This window comes from Actinomyces oris, from assembly GCF_001929375.1.
GTDB lineage: Bacteria > Actinomycetota > Actinomycetes > Actinomycetales > Actinomycetaceae > Actinomyces > Actinomyces oris_B.
Window position 1 is genome coordinate 46,718 of sequence record NZ_MSGO01000013.1, and the last position, 15,710, is coordinate 62,427.

Below are 15,710 nucleotides of genomic sequence, written 5' to 3' on the forward strand. Positions count from 1 at the left end.
GGGTCGCCGCCCTTCGTCGGAGGCCGTGTCACTGACGACCGGAGGAGCTGGACCATCCTGATCGGATGGGGACCATCGCGATGGGGCTCCGTTGTCCAGTACCGGAGGTGTTCACGGGGATGAGCCGGGAGGCGATCACGGCCTGGAGGATCACGGACCCTGAAGGATCACAGGCCGGAGATGGAGCTCTCCCCGCCATCCTCGACGTTGGTGAGCAGGTTCTGCAGGTAGCTCTTGAGGCGAGTGCGGTAGTCGGACTCGAAGCGCCGCAGCTCGTCGATCTTGTGCTCGAGGCCGGAACGCTCCTTCTCCAGCTGGGCGAGGGTGCGGTTGCGCTGGTCCTCAGCCTCACGCACGATCTGCTCACCGGTGGAGCGGGCCTCGGTGACGATGCGCTCGCCCTCGGCCTTGCCGTTGGCGACGTGCTCATCGTGGAGGCGCTGGGCCAGCTCGAGCATGCCGGAAGCGGCCGCCGGGCCCTGGCCGCCGGACTCGCCGGCGGAGACGGCCGGCATGGACATGGCAGGCTCTGCCTGGACCGGAGAAACGGGGGTTGCAGGGGCGGAAGGGATGGCAGCCCCCTCGCCGAGCTGGGCCACTCGGCGGTTGGCGGCCTCGAGCTTGGCCTTGAGGTCGGCGTTCTCAGCCTCCAGCTGACGCATCGCCTCGACTACCTCGTCGAGGAACTCGTCGACCTCGTCCTGCTCGTAGCCCTCACGGAACTTGGTCGCCTGGAACTTCTTGTTGAGGACGTCGTCTGCTGTCAGCAGCGTCATGGGTCGTCACCTCGGTGTCGTTACGGATAAGGTCACGAGCACCGGGCATCCGGTCACTCATGCGGACAGAGTACCTGAACTCGAGGTTCAGGCCACATCAAGCGCGATATCTCACGCTGACGTGAGAACAGCACTCTAGCGGTTCGCTCACAACTTCACACCTGTTCAGATGAGAAGTCCGAGGAACCACTGGATCATCCAGATCCCGATGAACAGGACCAGGAAGCTCAGGTCGATACCGACCCCTCCCAGGCGTGCCATGGGAACCCTCTGACGGATCACTCGCAGAGGCGGATCCGTCAGAGCGTAGACAAGGTTGGCCAGCACCAGGACGATCCCCCGGGGACGCCACTGGCGGGCGAAGACCTGAATCCAGTCGAGCACAACCCTGACCAGGAGGATGAGGAAGTACAGGCTCAAAATGCTCGACAGGATCCTGGCTACTGCGGAGACGAGGTTCACGTACGAGTCAGCTCAGCTCTGGTTGAAGAAGCGGCCGCGGGCCTCGGCGACCTCGCCGCCGTCGATCTCCACGCTGGCCGGGGTCAGCAGGAACACGCGCGGGGTGACGCGCTCGATGGCGCCGTGCAGCCCGAAGACCAGACCGGCGGAGAAGTCCACCATGCGACGCGCGTCGGACTCGCTCATGCCGGTGAGGTTGATGATGACGGGGACGCCGTCGCGGAAGGACTCTCCGATGATCCTGGCCTCGTTGTAGGTCGAGGGGTGAACCGTGACGATACGGCGAAGGTCCGGAGCGGCGGCAACGGGGTCGGGCGCAGCCGGGGCGGAGAAGTGCTCATACCCCTCGTCGCTGAAGTCCTGCTCGTGCTCCTGCACGGCGTAACCGGCGTCGGCAGCCTCATAGCTGTCCTCGTAGGTCTCCTCCTCCGGCTCCGAGTAGCCGAGGAAACTGGTCATACTGCGCAGCGCGCCCATTTATCGCTCCTTGGTTCGTCCGGTCCCCTGCGTTCCGGATGTGCTGCGACGGTATCCGCCCCCGCGACACCGCACGGGGACCTCAACTCGGCGTGTCCCCCACCTCAGGTTTCAGGAAGGTCACGCCCAGGAGTTATTCAGTGCGCTGGGGCTTATCGAGGAACTCCGATACCTGCCAGGCGTCCGGTCACTCCGTCGCGCCGGTAGGAGAAGAAACGAGAGTCCTCGTAGGTGCACCACTGACCAGCGCTGACGTGACCAATACCAGCGCGCTCGAGCTGGGCGAGGACACCTGCCGCGACGTCAAGGCCGGGCGTGCCCCACGATGTGCGTGAGGCGCACGCCGGTTCGCGCTGCGCGGACAGCGCGAGCATGTCGTCGGGGACCTCGTAGCAGGAGCCGCAGATCGACGGCCCCACGGCGGCCCACAGATCCGCCGGCTCCACTCCGCCGCGTCGGAGGAACTCGATCGTGGCCGGGATGACACCGTCGAGCATGCCTCGCCGCCCGGCGTGCACGGCGGCGGTGAGAGCACCGTCTCGGGAGGCCAGCAGAACGGGGACGCAGTCGGCCACGAGAACGCAGCAGCCCGCAGGTGCTCCAACCGCCCGGGAGTCCAGGACGAGCGCGTCCGCAGTGGGCACCTCATCGACCTGGGCCGTGGCCACGACGGCGGAGTGAATCTGGTTCATCCAGGCCAGGTGGCGTCCCCGCTCGAGCCCGAGCAGCCCCTCGAGTCGACGACGATGGCACCGAACACGTTGCGGGTCGTCTCCGACATGGAGCGCCAGGTTCCACCCGGAGTAGGCGGTCCCGTCCCCGCCCTCGGAACCCCGATCCTGAGTGGCACCGCCCGGAGCCGGGACGGGACGGGCCCGCAGGCCGCGGGTAGTGAAGTACCCACGAGCCCGCGGGCCCAGATCCACCTCGATCAGGTCCGAGACCTCAACGGCACTGATATCGCACATGGTTGCCGCGTCCCCGGACAGCGATCCCGCTCAGCGAAGGAAGTCGGGCAGATCGATGCCGTCATCGTCGGCGTCGACCCCGATCACCTGAGGAACCTCAAGGTCTGAGACCGAGTGGTGCGCAGGCACCGAGCCGTAGGAGCCGTAGGACTCATCCACATAGGCCGGCATGCTCCCCGAGGAGAGGGTCTCAGCCGCACTGACCTGCGACATGTGCGCCGCTACCGCCGGCGACGAGGAGGGCGGAGGAGCCAGCGGGACCGGACGAGTCACCGGGTTCTGGGCGGCGTGGGCACCACCGCGAGGAGCGGGGGCCGGGGGCAGGTCGTCGACCGGGGAGGAGGGCACCGGCGGCACGGCGGCGGCCCGCGACAGTCGAGTCATCGGATCGGCCAGGCCGCCGACGATCGGCTCGGAGTCGAAGCCGGCGGCGATGACCGTCACCCGTACCTCGTCCCCCAGGGCGCCGTCGACCACGTTCCCGACGATGATGTTGGCCTCGGGGTGGACGGCCTCGCGCACCAGGTTGGCGGCCTCGTTCATCTCGAACAGGCCCAGGTCGGAACCGCCCTGGAAGAAGAGCAGCACGCCGTGGGCGCCGTCGATCGAGGTCTCCAGCAGCGGCGAGGCGATGGCCTCCTCGGTGGCCGTGATGGCCCGCCCCTCGCCGGTGGCCGAGCCGATACCCATGAGGGCGCTGCCTGCTCCCTGCATGACGGACTTGACGTCGTTGAAGTCGACGTTGATGAGGCCGGGGGTGGTGATGAGCTCGGTGATGCCCTGGACACCCTGAAGAAGAACCTGGTCGGCCTGCTTGAAGGCGTCGACCACGGAGATGTTCTTGTCGGCGATCTGCAGGAGGCGGTCGTTGGGGATGACGATGAGGGTGTCGACTTCCTCGCGCAGCGCCTGGACGCCGTCCTCGGCCTGGGCTGAGCGGCGGCGCCCCTCGAAGGAGAAGGGACGGGTGACCACACCGATGGTCAGCGCACCGATGCTCTTGGCCAGGCGAGCGACGACGGGGGCCGCACCGGTGCCGGTACCGCCTCCCTCGCCCGCGGTGACGAAGACCATGTCCGAGCCGTCGAGGGCCTCACGGATCTCGGACTCATGGTCCTCGGCGGCCTTGCGGCCGATCGCCGGGTCGGCTCCCGCCCCCAGACCTCGGGTCAGGTCCCGCCCGACGTCGAGCTTGACGTCAGCATCGGACATGAGCAGCGCCTGGGCGTCGGTGTTCACGGCGATGAACTCCACGCCACGCAGATCGGCCTCGATCATGCGGTTGACGGCATTGACGCCGCCACCGCCGACACCGACGACCTTGATCTCTGCCTGGTAGTGCTGTGAGTCGTCCACAGCCATGCTCTCGACCACTGGCGTCCCCTCCGCGAGTTTCGTCATGAGCCCTCCGGCGAGGACTCCCCTCAAACCTCAACCTCAAGTTAAGGTCAATACTTATGTCATTCTCTGAACGACGGGCTTAACGCTATGAGACTTCCAGGACGTCGCATCGCATTGAAGCCCGGCGTGTTCGTGTGCAGTTGCCTGCGGATTCCCTGCTATATCGCTGCAATTTACCTGCAATAAACCTGAGGGGCTGAGGTCACGTGCCGCTGCGCGCCCCGCCGTCCCTTGGAGGGCGAGGCACTGGTGGAGCAGAAGAACCGTTCAGGACGCTTGAGACGGTGCCGCGGTGGCCGTGGCCGCCCCGTCGGCCGATCGCGTGGTGGGGCGATGCGGCGATGAGACGTCGTAGATGGACGCGGTGGTCGTCATGAGAGTCGCCAGGACGCGCGCCTTGAGCCCGTTGTCCTGGTTGTTGCCCCAGACCACGCTGGCCCCACTGGACAAGGTCAGTGTGACCTGCCCCGCCTCAGTGGCGCTGCCGCTGCTGACCTGGGCCAGGGTCTCCGGCGTGAGCGAACCCACCACCTGGGTGACGGCGGCGACCTGCTTGGCGGAGATCCTCTGCGGTCCCGAGGCCTGAGCGGCGGGGTCGGGCACGATGTTCACCAGGCCCGCTGGCGGCTCGGAGACCCGTTCGAGGACCACGGCCTCGTTGTCGAGGACCTGGTAACCGTCCGAGTCCTGCACGGTGGCCACCGGCACGCGCATCGTCAGCTGCACCCGCAGCCCGTGGGGCCAGGCCCTGGTCACCTGCGCCCGGCGCACCCGGACCAGCTTGTCACCCACCTCGGTGGAGAGCCGGCCGGTGTCGAGCCGCAGCAACGAGTCTCCCTCGTAAGAGGCCAGAACCTCGCGGACCTGCTTGTCGGAGACGCTGCCGTCCGACCCCGCCACGGAGATCCTGCGGGCCTGGAGGCCCAGGAGGGGTGAGAAGGCCAGGGCCCACACCGTCAGGACGACGGCGAGCACCACGACGGCGCCCCTCACCACTCTTCGCAGCCGCAACCGGCGCAGGGCGGCCTGACGCTCCTTGAGCCGATCGGCCAGCCCGGTGGAGACGACCCGATCATCTCCTCTGGAAAGAGCCACCTGCCGGCGACCGAACACGGTCAGCTCGGTGCTCGCCGCAGCATCGGGGCTGGAGGACGCCTGGCGGGCACTGGCGCGACCGGCGCCTTCGCTGCTGCGAAGCGATGCGGGAGAGGAACTGGACGCTCCCCTTGACGTCGTCGGACGCCGAGGCCGCGAAGGAGCCAGGGCGCCACTGCTCGAGCCCCTGGGCGTCCTGGAGGCCGAAGCGCTCCGGGGCCGCCCGGCGGGGGCAGGAGGACCGACCTGCTCAGTCCCCTGATCCGCCGGGGTGCTCGGCGCGGACGGTCCCTGCGCCGAGCGTGCGGGACGCGGACGTCGGGATCCGGAACGGCGCGGCGGGATACTGGCCGGGACGTCCTGAGCGCGGTTGGAGCGCTCGGGACGGGGGGCCGAGGGCTTCCTCATGCCCGCCCGTCCCGGTCCGCGGGCGAGGGGGCTGCACCGCCCTCACGGGCCGCCAGGTCGGCCAGTACCGTGGCCGCGAGCTCGGTGACGTCTCCGGCACCGACTGTCAGCAGCAGGTCACCAGGGCGCGCCAGGTCGGCCACCGCGTGCGCGGCCTCAAGACGCTCGGCGACGAATCGGGCTGTGCCGCCGGGGACCCGCTGGGCGACCGTGTCCCCGGTGACACCGGGGAAGTCCGCCTGAGTCTCCCTGGCGGGGTAGACATCCGTGATGACAACGGCGTCGGCCAGGGCCAGCGCCTGTGCGAAGCGGTCGGCGAAGGCCCGGGTGCGGGAGAACAGGTGCGGCTGGAACAGGACCAGGACCCGGCCGCCGCGCTCCTGGGCCACACCCCGCGCCGTGCGCAGCAGCGCCTCGATCTCGGTGGGGTGGTGGGCGTAGTCGTCGATGACGCGCACGCCGTCGGCCTCTCCCCGGTCCTCGAAGCGCCGGCCCGTCCCCCCGAAGGCCCCCAGTGCCCGGGCCATCCGGGCCGGTTCGACGCCGAGCTCGATGCCCGCGGCCCAGGCGCCGGCGGCGTCGAGGGCCACATGGTCCCCGGGCACGGCCAGCACCAGCTCAACCGGGTTGTGGACCGGTTCCTCACCGGTGCCGCCGGCGGGATTGCGGTCGGCCGCCGTGGTGAGGGTCAGCAGCCCCCGAGTGGATGAGGCCCCGTGTTCCCGGATGTCCAGGTGGACGTGCCCCTCCCCCACGAGCACTCCGCCGGGGAGGGTGTCGGGGCCGCCGAAGGAGTAGGTGACGACGCGCAGGCCCTCGGCGGCAGCGGACTGCGCCAGACGCAGCGCGCCGGCATCGGCGGCGCAGGCGACCAGCAGGCCCCCGGGCACCAGCCGGTGAGCGAAGTCGACGAATGCCTCCTCGAAGGCCTCCGCGGTGCCGTAGCTGTCGAGGTGGTCGGGCTCGACGTTGGTGACGATCTCCACGCGCGGGGAGTAGTTGAGGAAGGAGCGGTCGGACTCGTCGGCCTCGGCGACCAGGGCGGGCCCGCCGCCCAGGTGGGCTCCGGTGCCCAGGGCCCGCACGACCCCGCCGATGGCGAAGGAGGGGTCGGCGCCGACCTGCGTGAGGGCCTCGGCGAGCATGCCAGAGGTCGTGGTCTTGCCGTGCGCACCGGCCACGGCGACGAAGTCCAGCCCCTGCGCGGCCAGGGCCAGCGCCTGGGACCGGTGGATGACCTCCTGGCCCCGCCTGCGGGCCTGGGCGAGCTCGGGGTTGGTCTCCTTGATCGCGGTGGAGACCACGACCGTGCTGCGCTGGGGAACATGTGCGGCGTCATGCCCCAGGTGGGTCGTGATGCCCAGGTCGGCCAGGTGGTCGAAGGCGGGGCCTCCACGGGCGTCGGAGCCGCAGACCCGGGCGCCGCGGGCGGCGAGTAGCTGAGCGACCACGCTCATCCCCGCTCCCCCGATGCCGATGAGGTGGAAGGTCCTGTCTGCCAGCGTGCGCTGATCGGCGCCGGCCGGCCGGCCGGCGGTACGGGAGCTGTCCTGGGGTGTCATGGCGGTCATGCCGCGTTCTCCTCATCAGTGGGAGTGTCATGGATGGAGGCGCACTGCCGGATGAGGGCGGCCAGGCGGGCCGCCGCATCCTGGACGCCGGTGGAGGCCGCGGCCCGGGCCATGGCGGCCTGCCGCTCAGGGTCGGAGATGAGCATTGCGAAGTCAAGGATGTCCGAGGGCTTGAGGTCGGCGTCGAGCACCATGCGTCCGCCTCCCGAGGCCAGGACGTCAGCGGCGTTGAGACGCTGCTCCCCGTTGCCGATCGGCAAAGGGATGTAGAGCGCAGGGAGCCCCAGGGCCGTGATCTCTGCGACGGTCCCGGCGCCGGAGCGGCACAGGACCCCGTCGGCGCAGGCGTAGGCCTGTTCCATCGTGGTCAGGTAGTCGAGCACGTGGTACCGCTCGGAGAGGTCCTCCGCGGCGCCGGAGGCCACTGCCGTCTCAAGGGCGGCGCGCACCGGGGCGTCCTTGTCCTTACCGGTCAGGTGCAGCACCTGCAGTCCGGCGGGCAGGGAGCCCAGTGACTCGCTCAGGACCTCGTTGAGGTGCTGGGCCCCCAGGGATCCGCCCGTCACCAGCAGCGTGGGAAGGTCGGGGTCGAGTCCCAGAGCCTGCGCACCCTCGGCGCGGGCCCGGCGGGACCCCTCGCTCGTGGCCCGCTGCGACACCAGGGTGGCGATGGCCGGACGCAGCGGCAGCCCCGTGACCTCGGTGCGTCCCTTGGAGGCCTTGAGGCGGGTGGAGGCGAAGGTCAGGGCGACTGCCTGAGCCCAGGAGGCCCCCAGCCGGTTGGCCAGCCCCGGGCGGGCGTTCTGCTCATGGATGACGACCGGTACCCCGGCCTTCCGGGCGGCCAGGTAGGCCGGGGTCGACACGTAGCCGCCGAAGCCGACGACGACGTCGGCCCCGACCGCCTCAATGGCCTCCGTGGCCGCGCTGATCGCCTTTCCCAGCCGGTGCGGCAGGCGCAGCAGGTCACCGCTGGGGCGCCGAGGCAGAGGGACCCTGGGGACGAGGGCCAGCTCGAAGCCGGCCTCGGGCACCAGTCGCTTCTCCAACCCCTCGGCGGTCCCCAGGACGAGGATCTGCGTGCCAGGCTCACCGCCCAGGGCCGGGTCCCGAAGGGCCGCGGCCGTGGCCAGCAACGGGTTGACGTGGCCGGCGGTACCTCCACCGGCCAGCAGCACTCGCAGCGGCCGGGGCCGCTCCGAGCCGCTGGGCCCCACCTGCTGGGGCGAGTCTGCGCTCTCACTTGTCTCGGGCACGGTTCCTCCTTGGGACAATGACTGCCAGGGAACGACGCAGCGCCCCGGGACTCGTGGACAGGGCCTCCTGCGCACCGGGTTCGTGGCGCGCGAAGGCCAGAAGCACCCCGATGGCCAGGAGGACCGACACCAGCGCGGTACCTCCACGGCTCACGAGGGGAAGCGGGACGCCCAGCACCGGCAGCGCACCGGTGACGACCCCCATGTTGATGATCGCCTGCCCCACGATCCACGCCCCGATGGCCGAGGTCGTGGCCACGACGTACAGGGAGGTGTGGCGTCTCATGAGCCGCAGGCAGCAGGCGCCGATGACGGCGAACAGGGCGATGACGACGAGCGTTCCCACCAGCCCGAACTCCTCACCGAGCACGGCGAAGATGTAGTCGGAGTCCGCCTGGGTGAGGTAGCCCCACTTCTGGCGCGAGGATCCCGGCCCCACACCGAGCCAGCCCCCGGTCCCCAGTGCCCACAGCCCGTGCTTGGGCTGGTAGCCCACGCCCATGGGGTCCGCGCCCTCGGGATGGATCCAGGCGGTGATCCGGGCGCGCCGGTTGGCACTGAGCATGGAGGCGGCCGCGAACATGACGACGCCGCCGGCCCCCAGGAGGGCGAACCAGCGTTTGCGCATTCCCCCCACCCATAGGGCCCCGGCGACGATGATCACCAGGATGATGACGGTTCCCAGGTCCTGCCCGCCGAAGACGCTCAGGATCGCGGCGCCGACACCACACCAGCCCGCCGCCCACATCCGGTCCCGAGGACGCCTGTGCGCGTACCAGGTCACCAGGGTGCCCAGGACCAGGGCGAGGGCCACCTTGATGAACTCCGAGGGCTGGGCGGTGCCGACCCCCGGGACCTGGATCCAGTTGCGGTTGCCGTAGACATTGACACCGACGGGCGTGAACACCAGGCACTGCATGGCGATCGTCAGCACCAGGAGCACCCACGCCATCCGCGGGAACCAGGACAGCGGGATGCGGGAGACCCCCACCATGCCCAGCGTCCCCACCGCCGCGAAGATGAGGTACTTGGCGAAGTCGGTGAAGGCGTTGCCGCCGGTGGCCGCCACCGTCACCGACTGCACGGAGAAGACCATGATGAGTCCGAAGGTCTCCAGCACCAGGGTGGACACGAGCAGGCAGTAGTAGGTCAGAGTCACCTGCTCGAAGCTCTGGGTGGAGTCCGGCCGGCCGGAGGGACGCCGACGACGCTCCTGCGAGCCGTCATCGGGCTGACGGGCCCCGCCGTCCCAGGGCCGCTTGAGCCGCTCGCCCCAGCGCGCCAGGCGCTTGCGCCAGGCGTGACGCAGGCGACCGCCCCGGCCCGTGGGCCGTGAGCCGGTTGGCTTCCTCGCCTGTCTGGACGGTGTGGCCGCGGTCCTCCGGGGGGTGGCCCGCTCCGGCTTGCGAGCGGAACCGGCGCCCTGCGACGGGCGCGCGGACGCTCGTGAGGAGCCTGACGAGGAGGAGGTCGACGAGCGGGCAACGGTGGCCGAGGTGGACCCGGTCTTCACAGCTTCTCCTGATCACCGGAGGCGTCCGTGTCCCGGGCGCCATCGCCCTGGGTGTAGGCCCGAGCACCGGCGGCGAACAGGTCTCCGCGCTGGGCGTAGGACGTGAACTGGTCCCAGGAGGCGCAGGCCGGGGCCAGCATGACGGTGTCACCGCTGCGGGCCATGGCGCCGGCGGCCTCCACCGCGGCGGCGCTCACCTGCTCGGCGGTGCCGTCGCTGACGCGGGTGACGGGCAGGCCGGGGGCCTCCCGCTCCAGAGCCGCCAGGATGTCGTTCTGGTCCTTGCCGATGACGACGGCGCCGCGCAGGTGGGGGCGCACCGTGCGAACCAGGTCGAAGAACTGGGCGCCCTTGGTGTCGCCGCCGCAGATCCACACGCCGGTCCCCTGCGGCAGAGAGGTCAGCGCGGCCTCGGCCGAGTGCGGGTTGGTGGCCTTGGAGTCGTCGACCCAGGTGATGCCGTCCGCCTCGACGACGGTGACGATCCGGTGGGCTCCGGGACTGTAGGCGCGCAGCCCGGCGGCGACCGCCTCCGGGGCGGCTCCGGCCGCGCGGGCCAGTGCGGCGGCCGCCAGGGCGTCGGCCAGCAGGTGCGTGGGCAGGTTCTGGGCACGCCGCCCCGGGGCCAGGTGAGCCAGGTCGGCGGTGGTGGCCAGCTCGACACCGCTGGAGCGCCGCTCGGCGTGGAAGGCGCGGTCGACCAGCAGGTCCTCGACCATGCCGACCTGCCCCAGCCCCGGCGCGGCCAGGGTGAAGCCGACGGCTCGACAGCCCTCGACGACGTCGGCCTGGCGGACCATGCCCTCGGTGGCGGCGTCGGCGAGGTTGTAGACGGCGGCGAGCCGGGTGCGGCAGTAGACACGGGCCTTGTCCTGGGCGTAGGCCTCCAGCCCTCCGTGCCAGTCGAGGTGGTCGGCGGCCAGGTTGAGGCAGGCCGAGGCCAGGGGCGCCATGGTCCTGGTGGTGTGAAGCTGGAAGCTGGACAGCTCCACGGCCAGGGCGTCGGCGCTGCCGGCCAGCACCGCCTCAATGACGGGGGTCCCGATGTTGCCGACGGCCGGGGCCGTGAGCCCTTGAGCCGTCAGGATCGCCGAGAGCATGCTGACTGTGGTGGTCTTGCCGTCCGTTCCGGTCAGAGTCAGCCAGGGGACGTGCGGGCGCGACGAGTCCTGCTGGATCCTCCAGGCCAGCTCGACCTCGCTCCAGGTCTCGATACCCGCCGCCGCGGCGCCTCGCAGGACCGGGCCGGTGGCCGGGACCCCGGGTGAGACGATGAGGAGCCGCGCCGGGGAGTCCGCCAGGGCGGCCGCGGTCGCCTCGGCGTCGGCGACCGCGGTGGAGGCCACCGGGGTCTGAAGCATCTCGATGGAGGACTCACGGCTGTCGAAGACGTGGATGCGGGCCCCCAGCGTGGCCAGGGCATCGACGACGGCGCGCCCGGTGCGCCCCAGTCCGACGACGGCCACATGGGCGCCGTCGAGCTGGTCGCTCAGGGACCCACCAGGGCCGGTGGCGACGCTGGGCGGTTCACCGGGGACTTCAGTCAGACTGGTCACGGTGCGGGCTCACGCTCCTGGTTCCTCACTGCTCCTGACCGGGCTGCCGGCAGGAGAAGACTGCTTCAACGGGTCGGGTCGCGGCGGCCCGAGCATCCCGGTTCATCCGAAGATGAGCTGGCGCAGGTACTCGGCGTAGAAGAGTCCGAGTCCCGCGATGACGCACAGGCCGGCGATGATCCAGAAGCGGATCACCACATTGACCTCGGTCCATCCTCCCAGTTCGAAGTGGTGATGCAGTGGAGCCATGCGGAAGACGCGTCGGCCTGTCGACTTGAATGAGACGATCTGGATGATGTCACTCATGACCTCGGCCAGGAAGAGTCCGCCCAGGATGACGGCGAGGAACTCGGTCCGAGTCAGGATCGACAGGCCGGCAACCGCCCCACCCAGGGCCAGGGACCCGGTGTCTCCCATGAAGATCTTGGCCGGGGAGGCGTTCCACCACAGGAAGCCGAAGCAGGCGCCCATGAGGGCGGCGGCGATCATGGCCAGGTCTCGTGGGTCCCTGACCTGGTAGCAGGTGGTGGGGACCATGGTCTCGTGGCCGTAGTTGCAGGACTGGTTGGTCTGCCACACGCCGATGAGCGTGTAGGCGCCGAAGACCATGGCTGAGGCGCCTGCGGCCAGTCCGTCGAGTCCGTCGGTGAGGTTGACGGCGTTGGACCAGGCGGTGATGAGGAAGTTGGCCCACAGGATGAACAGGATGAGCCCGACGACGCTGCCTGCGAAGGCCAGGTTGATCGCCGAGTCCCGGGCGAAGGAGATCCGGGTGGAGGCGGGGGAGAGCCCGTTGCGGTCAGCGAAGTGCAGCGCCGCTACCGAGAATCCGACACCGATGAGCGCCTGCCCCACGATCTTCTGCCAGGCCCGCAGCCCCAGGGAGCGCTGCTTGGAGATCTTCTCGAAGTCGTCCAGGAATCCGATGAGCCCGAGCCCGACGACGAGGAAGAGCAGCAGGACCCCGGAGGCGCGCGGTGTGCGCAGCTGGGTGAGGTTGGCCAGGGTGTATCCCAGGACGGTGGAGATGATGATGACAAGGCCGCCCATGGTCGGCGTGCCGCGCTTGGTGAAGTGTCCCTGGGGACCGTCCTGGCGGATGAACTGTCCGTACTCCTTGGCGTGGAGGTAGCGGATGAGCAGGGGGGTCCCCAGCAGGGTGCCCACCAGTCCGACCACGCCGGAGATGAGGATGGCGGTCATCGGGGACGAACCTCCTTGAGATGATCGGCCAGGCGCCAGGCGCCCGAACCGTTGGAGCCCTTGACCAGGACGGCGTCGCCGTCGCGCAGCAGGGCGTCGATCTGGGGGATGGCGGTCGCGGCATCATCGAAGCCGACCACCTCGACCCCTCGCGCCCCGGCCGCCTCGAGTGCCTCCTGGGTGGAGCCGATGCCAATGAGCATAGCGGCTCCGGCTTGGGCCGCTAGCTCTCCGGTGCGCGCGTGATCGGCCGCCGAGGACTCCCCCAGCTCGAGCATCTCGGAAATCACGACGACGCGACGTCGGTCCCCGGCCAGAGCCGGCAGCACGGCCAGTGCCGCCGTCATGGAGTCGATGTTGGCGTTGTAGGAGTCGTCGATAAGGAGAAGATCCCCACCGAGCTCCGACACATCCATGCGGTGGGGGCTCTCAATGCTCACCGAGCCGAGCCTGTCGGCGACGAGCTCGGGGTCCAGTCCTGCGGCCACGGCCAGGCCGGCGGCGGCCAGGGCGTTGGACACGTTGTGAGCGCCGGCGACGGCCAGCTGGACGCGTCGGGGCTCGGCGAGTCCGGGCAGGTGGAGGTCGAAGGCCGCTCGGGCGGCCGCGTCCAGGGCCACGTTCTCAGCCCTCAGGTCGGCCTGTCGCCCTTGGGCGGAGAAGGTGAGGACGCGTGCCGGTGCGAGCTCGGCCATGGCGGCGGCGCGGGCGTCGTCGGCGTTGAGGATGGCGGTTCCCTCGGGCAGCAGGCCGGCGATGATCTCGGCCTTGGCCGCGGCGACGCCCTCGATGGAGCCGAATCCGCCCATGTGGGCGTGGCCGATCATGAGGACCCCGGCCGCGTCCAGGGGGGCGATGTCGGTGAGGTAGGCGATGTGCCCGGGTCCGGAGGCCCCCATCTCCAGGACGAGGTAGCGGGTGGACTCGTCGGCCTCCAGCACCGTCAGCGGCAGGCCGATCTCATTGTTGAAGCTGGCCCGGGGCGCCACCGTGGGGCCGGAGGCGGCCAGGAGCTGACGGGTGAGGTCCTTGGTGGTGGTCTTGCCCACCGAGCCGGTCATCGCCACCACGGTGAGACGCTCACCGCGCTCGGCCGCTGCCTGGCGCAGTTCCTCCAGGTGGGTGCGGGCCAGCGCGCCGAGGGCCGTCACGGTGTCCTCCACGAGGACGAGCCCCATGGCCGGCTCCTCGGCCCGCTCCTGGGACAGGCCGCTGCGGGCGGCCTCCAGGTCGGAGACGATGGCGCCAACGGCGCCCAGGGCCCCGGCTGATCCCAGGTGGGCGTGGCCGTCGGTGCGCTCACCGTGAACGGCGACGAACAGTGAGCCCTCGGCGGCCTGGCGCGAGTCGGTGACAACCGGTCCGGTCACCGGCACGTCCGGGCCGATGAGCCTGCCGTCGACGGCGGCTGCGATCTGACTCAGGCTGAGCCTCATGCCCGTCCCCATTTCTCCTCGACGGCCTCGGCCATCACGGGCGCGTCGTTGTAGCGGATGAACTCGCCGGCCATCTCCAGGAAGGGCTCATGGCCCTTCCCGGTGACGATGACGGTGTCGTCGGGTCCGCACAGCTCGACACCCCGGCGTACGGCGTCGCCGCGCCAGGTGGTGATCTCCTCGACGTCGTCCAGGTCGGGGCGCACTGCGCGCACCCCCTCGAGGATGGCGTTGCGGATGAGCTGGGGATCCTCGCTGCGGGGGTTCTCGTCGGTGACGACCAGAACGTCCGCCAGGCGGGCGCACACCTCACCCAGCATGGGTCGCTTGCCCTGGTCGCGGTCGCCGTCGGAGCCGAAGACCACGATGAGGCGCCCCGGGGTGATGGGACGCACGGCCTTGAGGGCCAGCTCCATGGCCTCGGGGGTGTGGGCGAAGTCGACGATGCACAGGCCGCGTCGGCCGTCGCGCTGGCTGATGCGCTGCATACGGCCGGGGATGTTGTGGGCACCGGCCAGGGCGGCTGTGGCCGTGGCGGCGGGCACCCCCGCACGGATGGCCATGACCAGGGCCAGGGCGGCGTTTTGGACGTTGACGAGTCCGGGCAGGGGGCAGGAGGCCTCGATCTGCTCGCCGTCGGGCCCGTGGAGGGTGAAGGTGGTGGCGGAGTCGGTCAGGGAGACGGCGGCGTCGCTGACCCACCAGTCGGCGGGGGCGTCGCCGGGGTAGGCGCGCACGCGGTCGATCTCGATGGGGGCCTTGGCGGCCAGGGCCGCACCCCACTGGTCGTCGACGCAGACCACGCCGCGGCGGGCGTGCTCGGGGGTGAACAGCTGCGCCTTGGCCTCCAGGTAGCCCTCCATGGTCTTGTGGAAGTCGAGGTGGTCGCGCTGGAGGTTGGTGAAGCCGGCGACGTCGACGACGAGCCCATCGAGCCGGTGCAGGACGATGGCGTGACTGGAGGCCTCCAGGGAGGCGGCGCCGACCCGGTCCTCCACGGCCAGGGCCATCATCCGCTGCAGGACGGGGGCCTCGACGGTGGTGCGCGGGGACTCCACGGAGCGCTCCCCCACGCGCAGCTCGACGGTCCCGGCCACCATGCAGGCGCCGACGTGGGCGGACAGGATGGCGTCGAGGAAATAGGCGGTGGTCGTCTTGCCGTTGGTTCCGGTGACGGCGGTGGTGACCAGTCCGCGTGCCGGGTGGTGGTAGGCCTCGGCGCTCAGGGGGCCGACGACGGCACGGGGGTCGTCGTGCACGAGGACCGGGGTACCGGGAGCGGACTCGTGGACGATCTGGGCGCCGTCGGCATCGGTCAGGACGGCGACGGCGCCGGAGGCGACGGCCTCGGCGGCGAAGCGGGCCCCGTGGACGGTGAAACCGGGCAGCCCCACGAAGAGCTCGCCCGGGGCGGTGTCGGCGGAGTCGACGCTGACCCCCAGGATGCTCAGGTCGTTGAGGGCGGCGGCATCCTCAGCTGAGGCGGGAGCCAGGGAGAAGCGCTCGCTCAAGGTGCTGATGGGGATGGGACCATTGGAGCTCGGCCGTAGGGCGGCGGCCGACTCGTAGGCGTGGTTGCTCATAGTTC

At 70.5% G+C, this 15,710-nt stretch carries 14 protein-coding genes; 1 reads left to right on the plus strand and 13 read right to left on the minus strand.

All coding sequences use genetic code 11. The annotated features are described in order from the left end of the window. Window positions 1–167 precede the first annotated feature (167 nt). From BKH32_RS03845 to BKH32_RS03870, 6 genes are all read right to left on the minus strand, one after another. Window positions 168–776, minus strand: a complete 609-nt coding sequence (locus tag BKH32_RS03845; RefSeq protein ID WP_075248705.1) for a DivIVA domain-containing protein — start codon at window positions 774–776, stop codon at window positions 168–170. Between the two features lie 165 nt (window positions 777–941). Further along, window positions 942–1,238 (minus strand): YggT family protein, encoded by a 297-nt coding sequence (locus BKH32_RS03850; RefSeq protein WP_075248706.1) that lies wholly within the window; start codon window positions 1,236–1,238, stop codon window positions 942–944. A gap of 12 nt (window positions 1,239–1,250) precedes the next feature. Then, window positions 1,251–1,715, minus strand: coding sequence for a cell division protein SepF (locus BKH32_RS03855; RefSeq protein ID WP_075248707.1), 465 nt, complete (start codon window positions 1,713–1,715; stop codon window positions 1,251–1,253). Window positions 1,716–1,867: 152 nt separating this feature from the next. Continuing rightward, a complete protein-coding gene (locus tag BKH32_RS03860; protein ID WP_075248708.1) occupies window positions 1,868–2,683 on the minus strand; it encodes a polyphenol oxidase family protein in 816 nt (271 codons plus the stop codon). 30 nt (window positions 2,684–2,713) lie between these two features. Then, on the minus strand, window positions 2,714–4,084 hold the full coding sequence (gene ftsZ / locus BKH32_RS03865) for a cell division protein FtsZ (RefSeq protein ID WP_178384547.1): 1,371 nt from the start codon (window positions 4,082–4,084) through the stop codon (window positions 2,714–2,716). Window positions 4,085–4,351: 267 nt separating this feature from the next. After that, window positions 4,352–5,179 (minus strand): cell division protein FtsQ/DivIB, encoded by an 828-nt coding sequence (locus tag BKH32_RS03870; RefSeq protein ID WP_256690753.1) that lies wholly within the window; start codon window positions 5,177–5,179, stop codon window positions 4,352–4,354. A 28-nt stretch (window positions 5,180–5,207) separates the two neighbouring features. Between BKH32_RS03870 and BKH32_RS13500 the strand changes: the two genes are divergently transcribed. Further along, window positions 5,208–5,441, plus strand: coding sequence for a hypothetical protein (locus tag BKH32_RS13500; RefSeq protein ID WP_143222698.1), 234 nt, complete (start codon window positions 5,208–5,210; stop codon window positions 5,439–5,441). Between the two features lie 142 nt (window positions 5,442–5,583). On the opposite strand, the gene murC is transcribed toward BKH32_RS13500, so the two are convergent. The 7 genes from murC to BKH32_RS03905 form a co-directional block, all read right to left on the minus strand. Continuing rightward, window positions 5,584–7,158 carry a UDP-N-acetylmuramate--L-alanine ligase gene (gene murC, locus BKH32_RS03875; protein ID WP_075248710.1) on the minus strand — a complete coding sequence of 525 codons (1,575 nt, stop codon included), beginning with the start codon at window positions 7,156–7,158 and terminating at the stop codon, window positions 5,584–5,586. After that, window positions 7,155–8,414, minus strand: coding sequence for a UDP-N-acetylglucosamine--N-acetylmuramyl-(pentapeptide) pyrophosphoryl-undecaprenol N-acetylglucosamine transferase (locus tag BKH32_RS03880; RefSeq protein WP_075248711.1), 1,260 nt, complete (start codon window positions 8,412–8,414; stop codon window positions 7,155–7,157). The genes murC and BKH32_RS03880 overlap by 4 nt, the downstream gene beginning before the upstream one ends. Beyond that, on the minus strand, window positions 8,398–9,927 hold the full coding sequence (locus tag BKH32_RS03885) for an FtsW/RodA/SpoVE family cell cycle protein (protein WP_075248712.1): 1,530 nt from the start codon (window positions 9,925–9,927) through the stop codon (window positions 8,398–8,400). The genes BKH32_RS03880 and BKH32_RS03885 overlap by 17 nt, the downstream gene beginning before the upstream one ends. Then, the gene (murD, locus tag BKH32_RS03890) at window positions 9,924–11,483 is read right to left on the minus strand and encodes a UDP-N-acetylmuramoyl-L-alanine--D-glutamate ligase (protein ID WP_178384548.1); all 1,560 of its coding nucleotides are present in this window, start codon (window positions 11,481–11,483) and stop codon (window positions 9,924–9,926) included. Before murD ends, BKH32_RS03885 begins: the two co-directional genes overlap by 4 nt. A gap of 102 nt (window positions 11,484–11,585) precedes the next feature. Further along, on the minus strand, window positions 11,586–12,686 hold the full coding sequence (gene mraY, locus BKH32_RS03895) for a phospho-N-acetylmuramoyl-pentapeptide-transferase (RefSeq protein ID WP_075248713.1): 1,101 nt from the start codon (window positions 12,684–12,686) through the stop codon (window positions 11,586–11,588). Next, window positions 12,683–14,134 carry a UDP-N-acetylmuramoyl-tripeptide--D-alanyl-D-alanine ligase gene (locus BKH32_RS03900; RefSeq protein WP_075248714.1) on the minus strand — a complete coding sequence of 484 codons (1,452 nt, stop codon included), beginning with the start codon at window positions 14,132–14,134 and terminating at the stop codon, window positions 12,683–12,685. The genes mraY and BKH32_RS03900 overlap by 4 nt, the downstream gene beginning before the upstream one ends. Further along, window positions 14,119–15,705, minus strand: a complete 1,587-nt coding sequence (locus BKH32_RS03905; protein WP_075248715.1) for a UDP-N-acetylmuramoyl-L-alanyl-D-glutamate--2,6-diaminopimelate ligase — start codon at window positions 15,703–15,705, stop codon at window positions 14,119–14,121. The genes BKH32_RS03900 and BKH32_RS03905 overlap by 16 nt, the downstream gene beginning before the upstream one ends. Between the last annotated feature and the right edge of the window lie 5 nt (window positions 15,706–15,710).

What these genes read in the sequence shown, in the direction of transcription:
- BKH32_RS03845 (WP_075248705.1), bottom strand. Translation starts at nt 776, where the DNA reads ATGACGCTGCTGACAGCAGACGACGTCCTCAACAAGAAGTTCCAGGCG.
- BKH32_RS03855 (WP_075248707.1), bottom strand. Translation starts at nt 1,715, where the DNA reads ATGGGCGCGCTGCGCAGTATGACCAGTTTCCTCGGCTACTCGGAGCCG.
- BKH32_RS03860 (WP_075248708.1), bottom strand. Translation starts at nt 2,683, where the DNA reads ATGTGCGATATCAGTGCCGTTGAGGTCTCGGACCTGATCGAGGTGGAT.
- ftsZ (WP_178384547.1), bottom strand. Translation starts at nt 4,084, where the DNA reads ATGACGAAACTCGCGGAGGGGACGCCAGTGGTCGAGAGCATGGCTGTG.
- murC (WP_075248710.1), bottom strand. Translation starts at nt 7,158, where the DNA reads ATGACCGCCATGACACCCCAGGACAGCTCCCGTACCGCCGGCCGGCCG.
- mraY (WP_075248713.1), bottom strand. Translation starts at nt 12,686, where the DNA reads ATGACCGCCATCCTCATCTCCGGCGTGGTCGGACTGGTGGGCACCCTG.
- BKH32_RS03900 (WP_075248714.1), bottom strand. Translation starts at nt 14,134, where the DNA reads ATGGGGACGGGCATGAGGCTCAGCCTGAGTCAGATCGCAGCCGCCGTC.
- BKH32_RS03905 (WP_075248715.1), bottom strand. Translation starts at nt 15,705, where the DNA reads ATGAGCAACCACGCCTACGAGTCGGCCGCCGCCCTACGGCCGAGCTCC.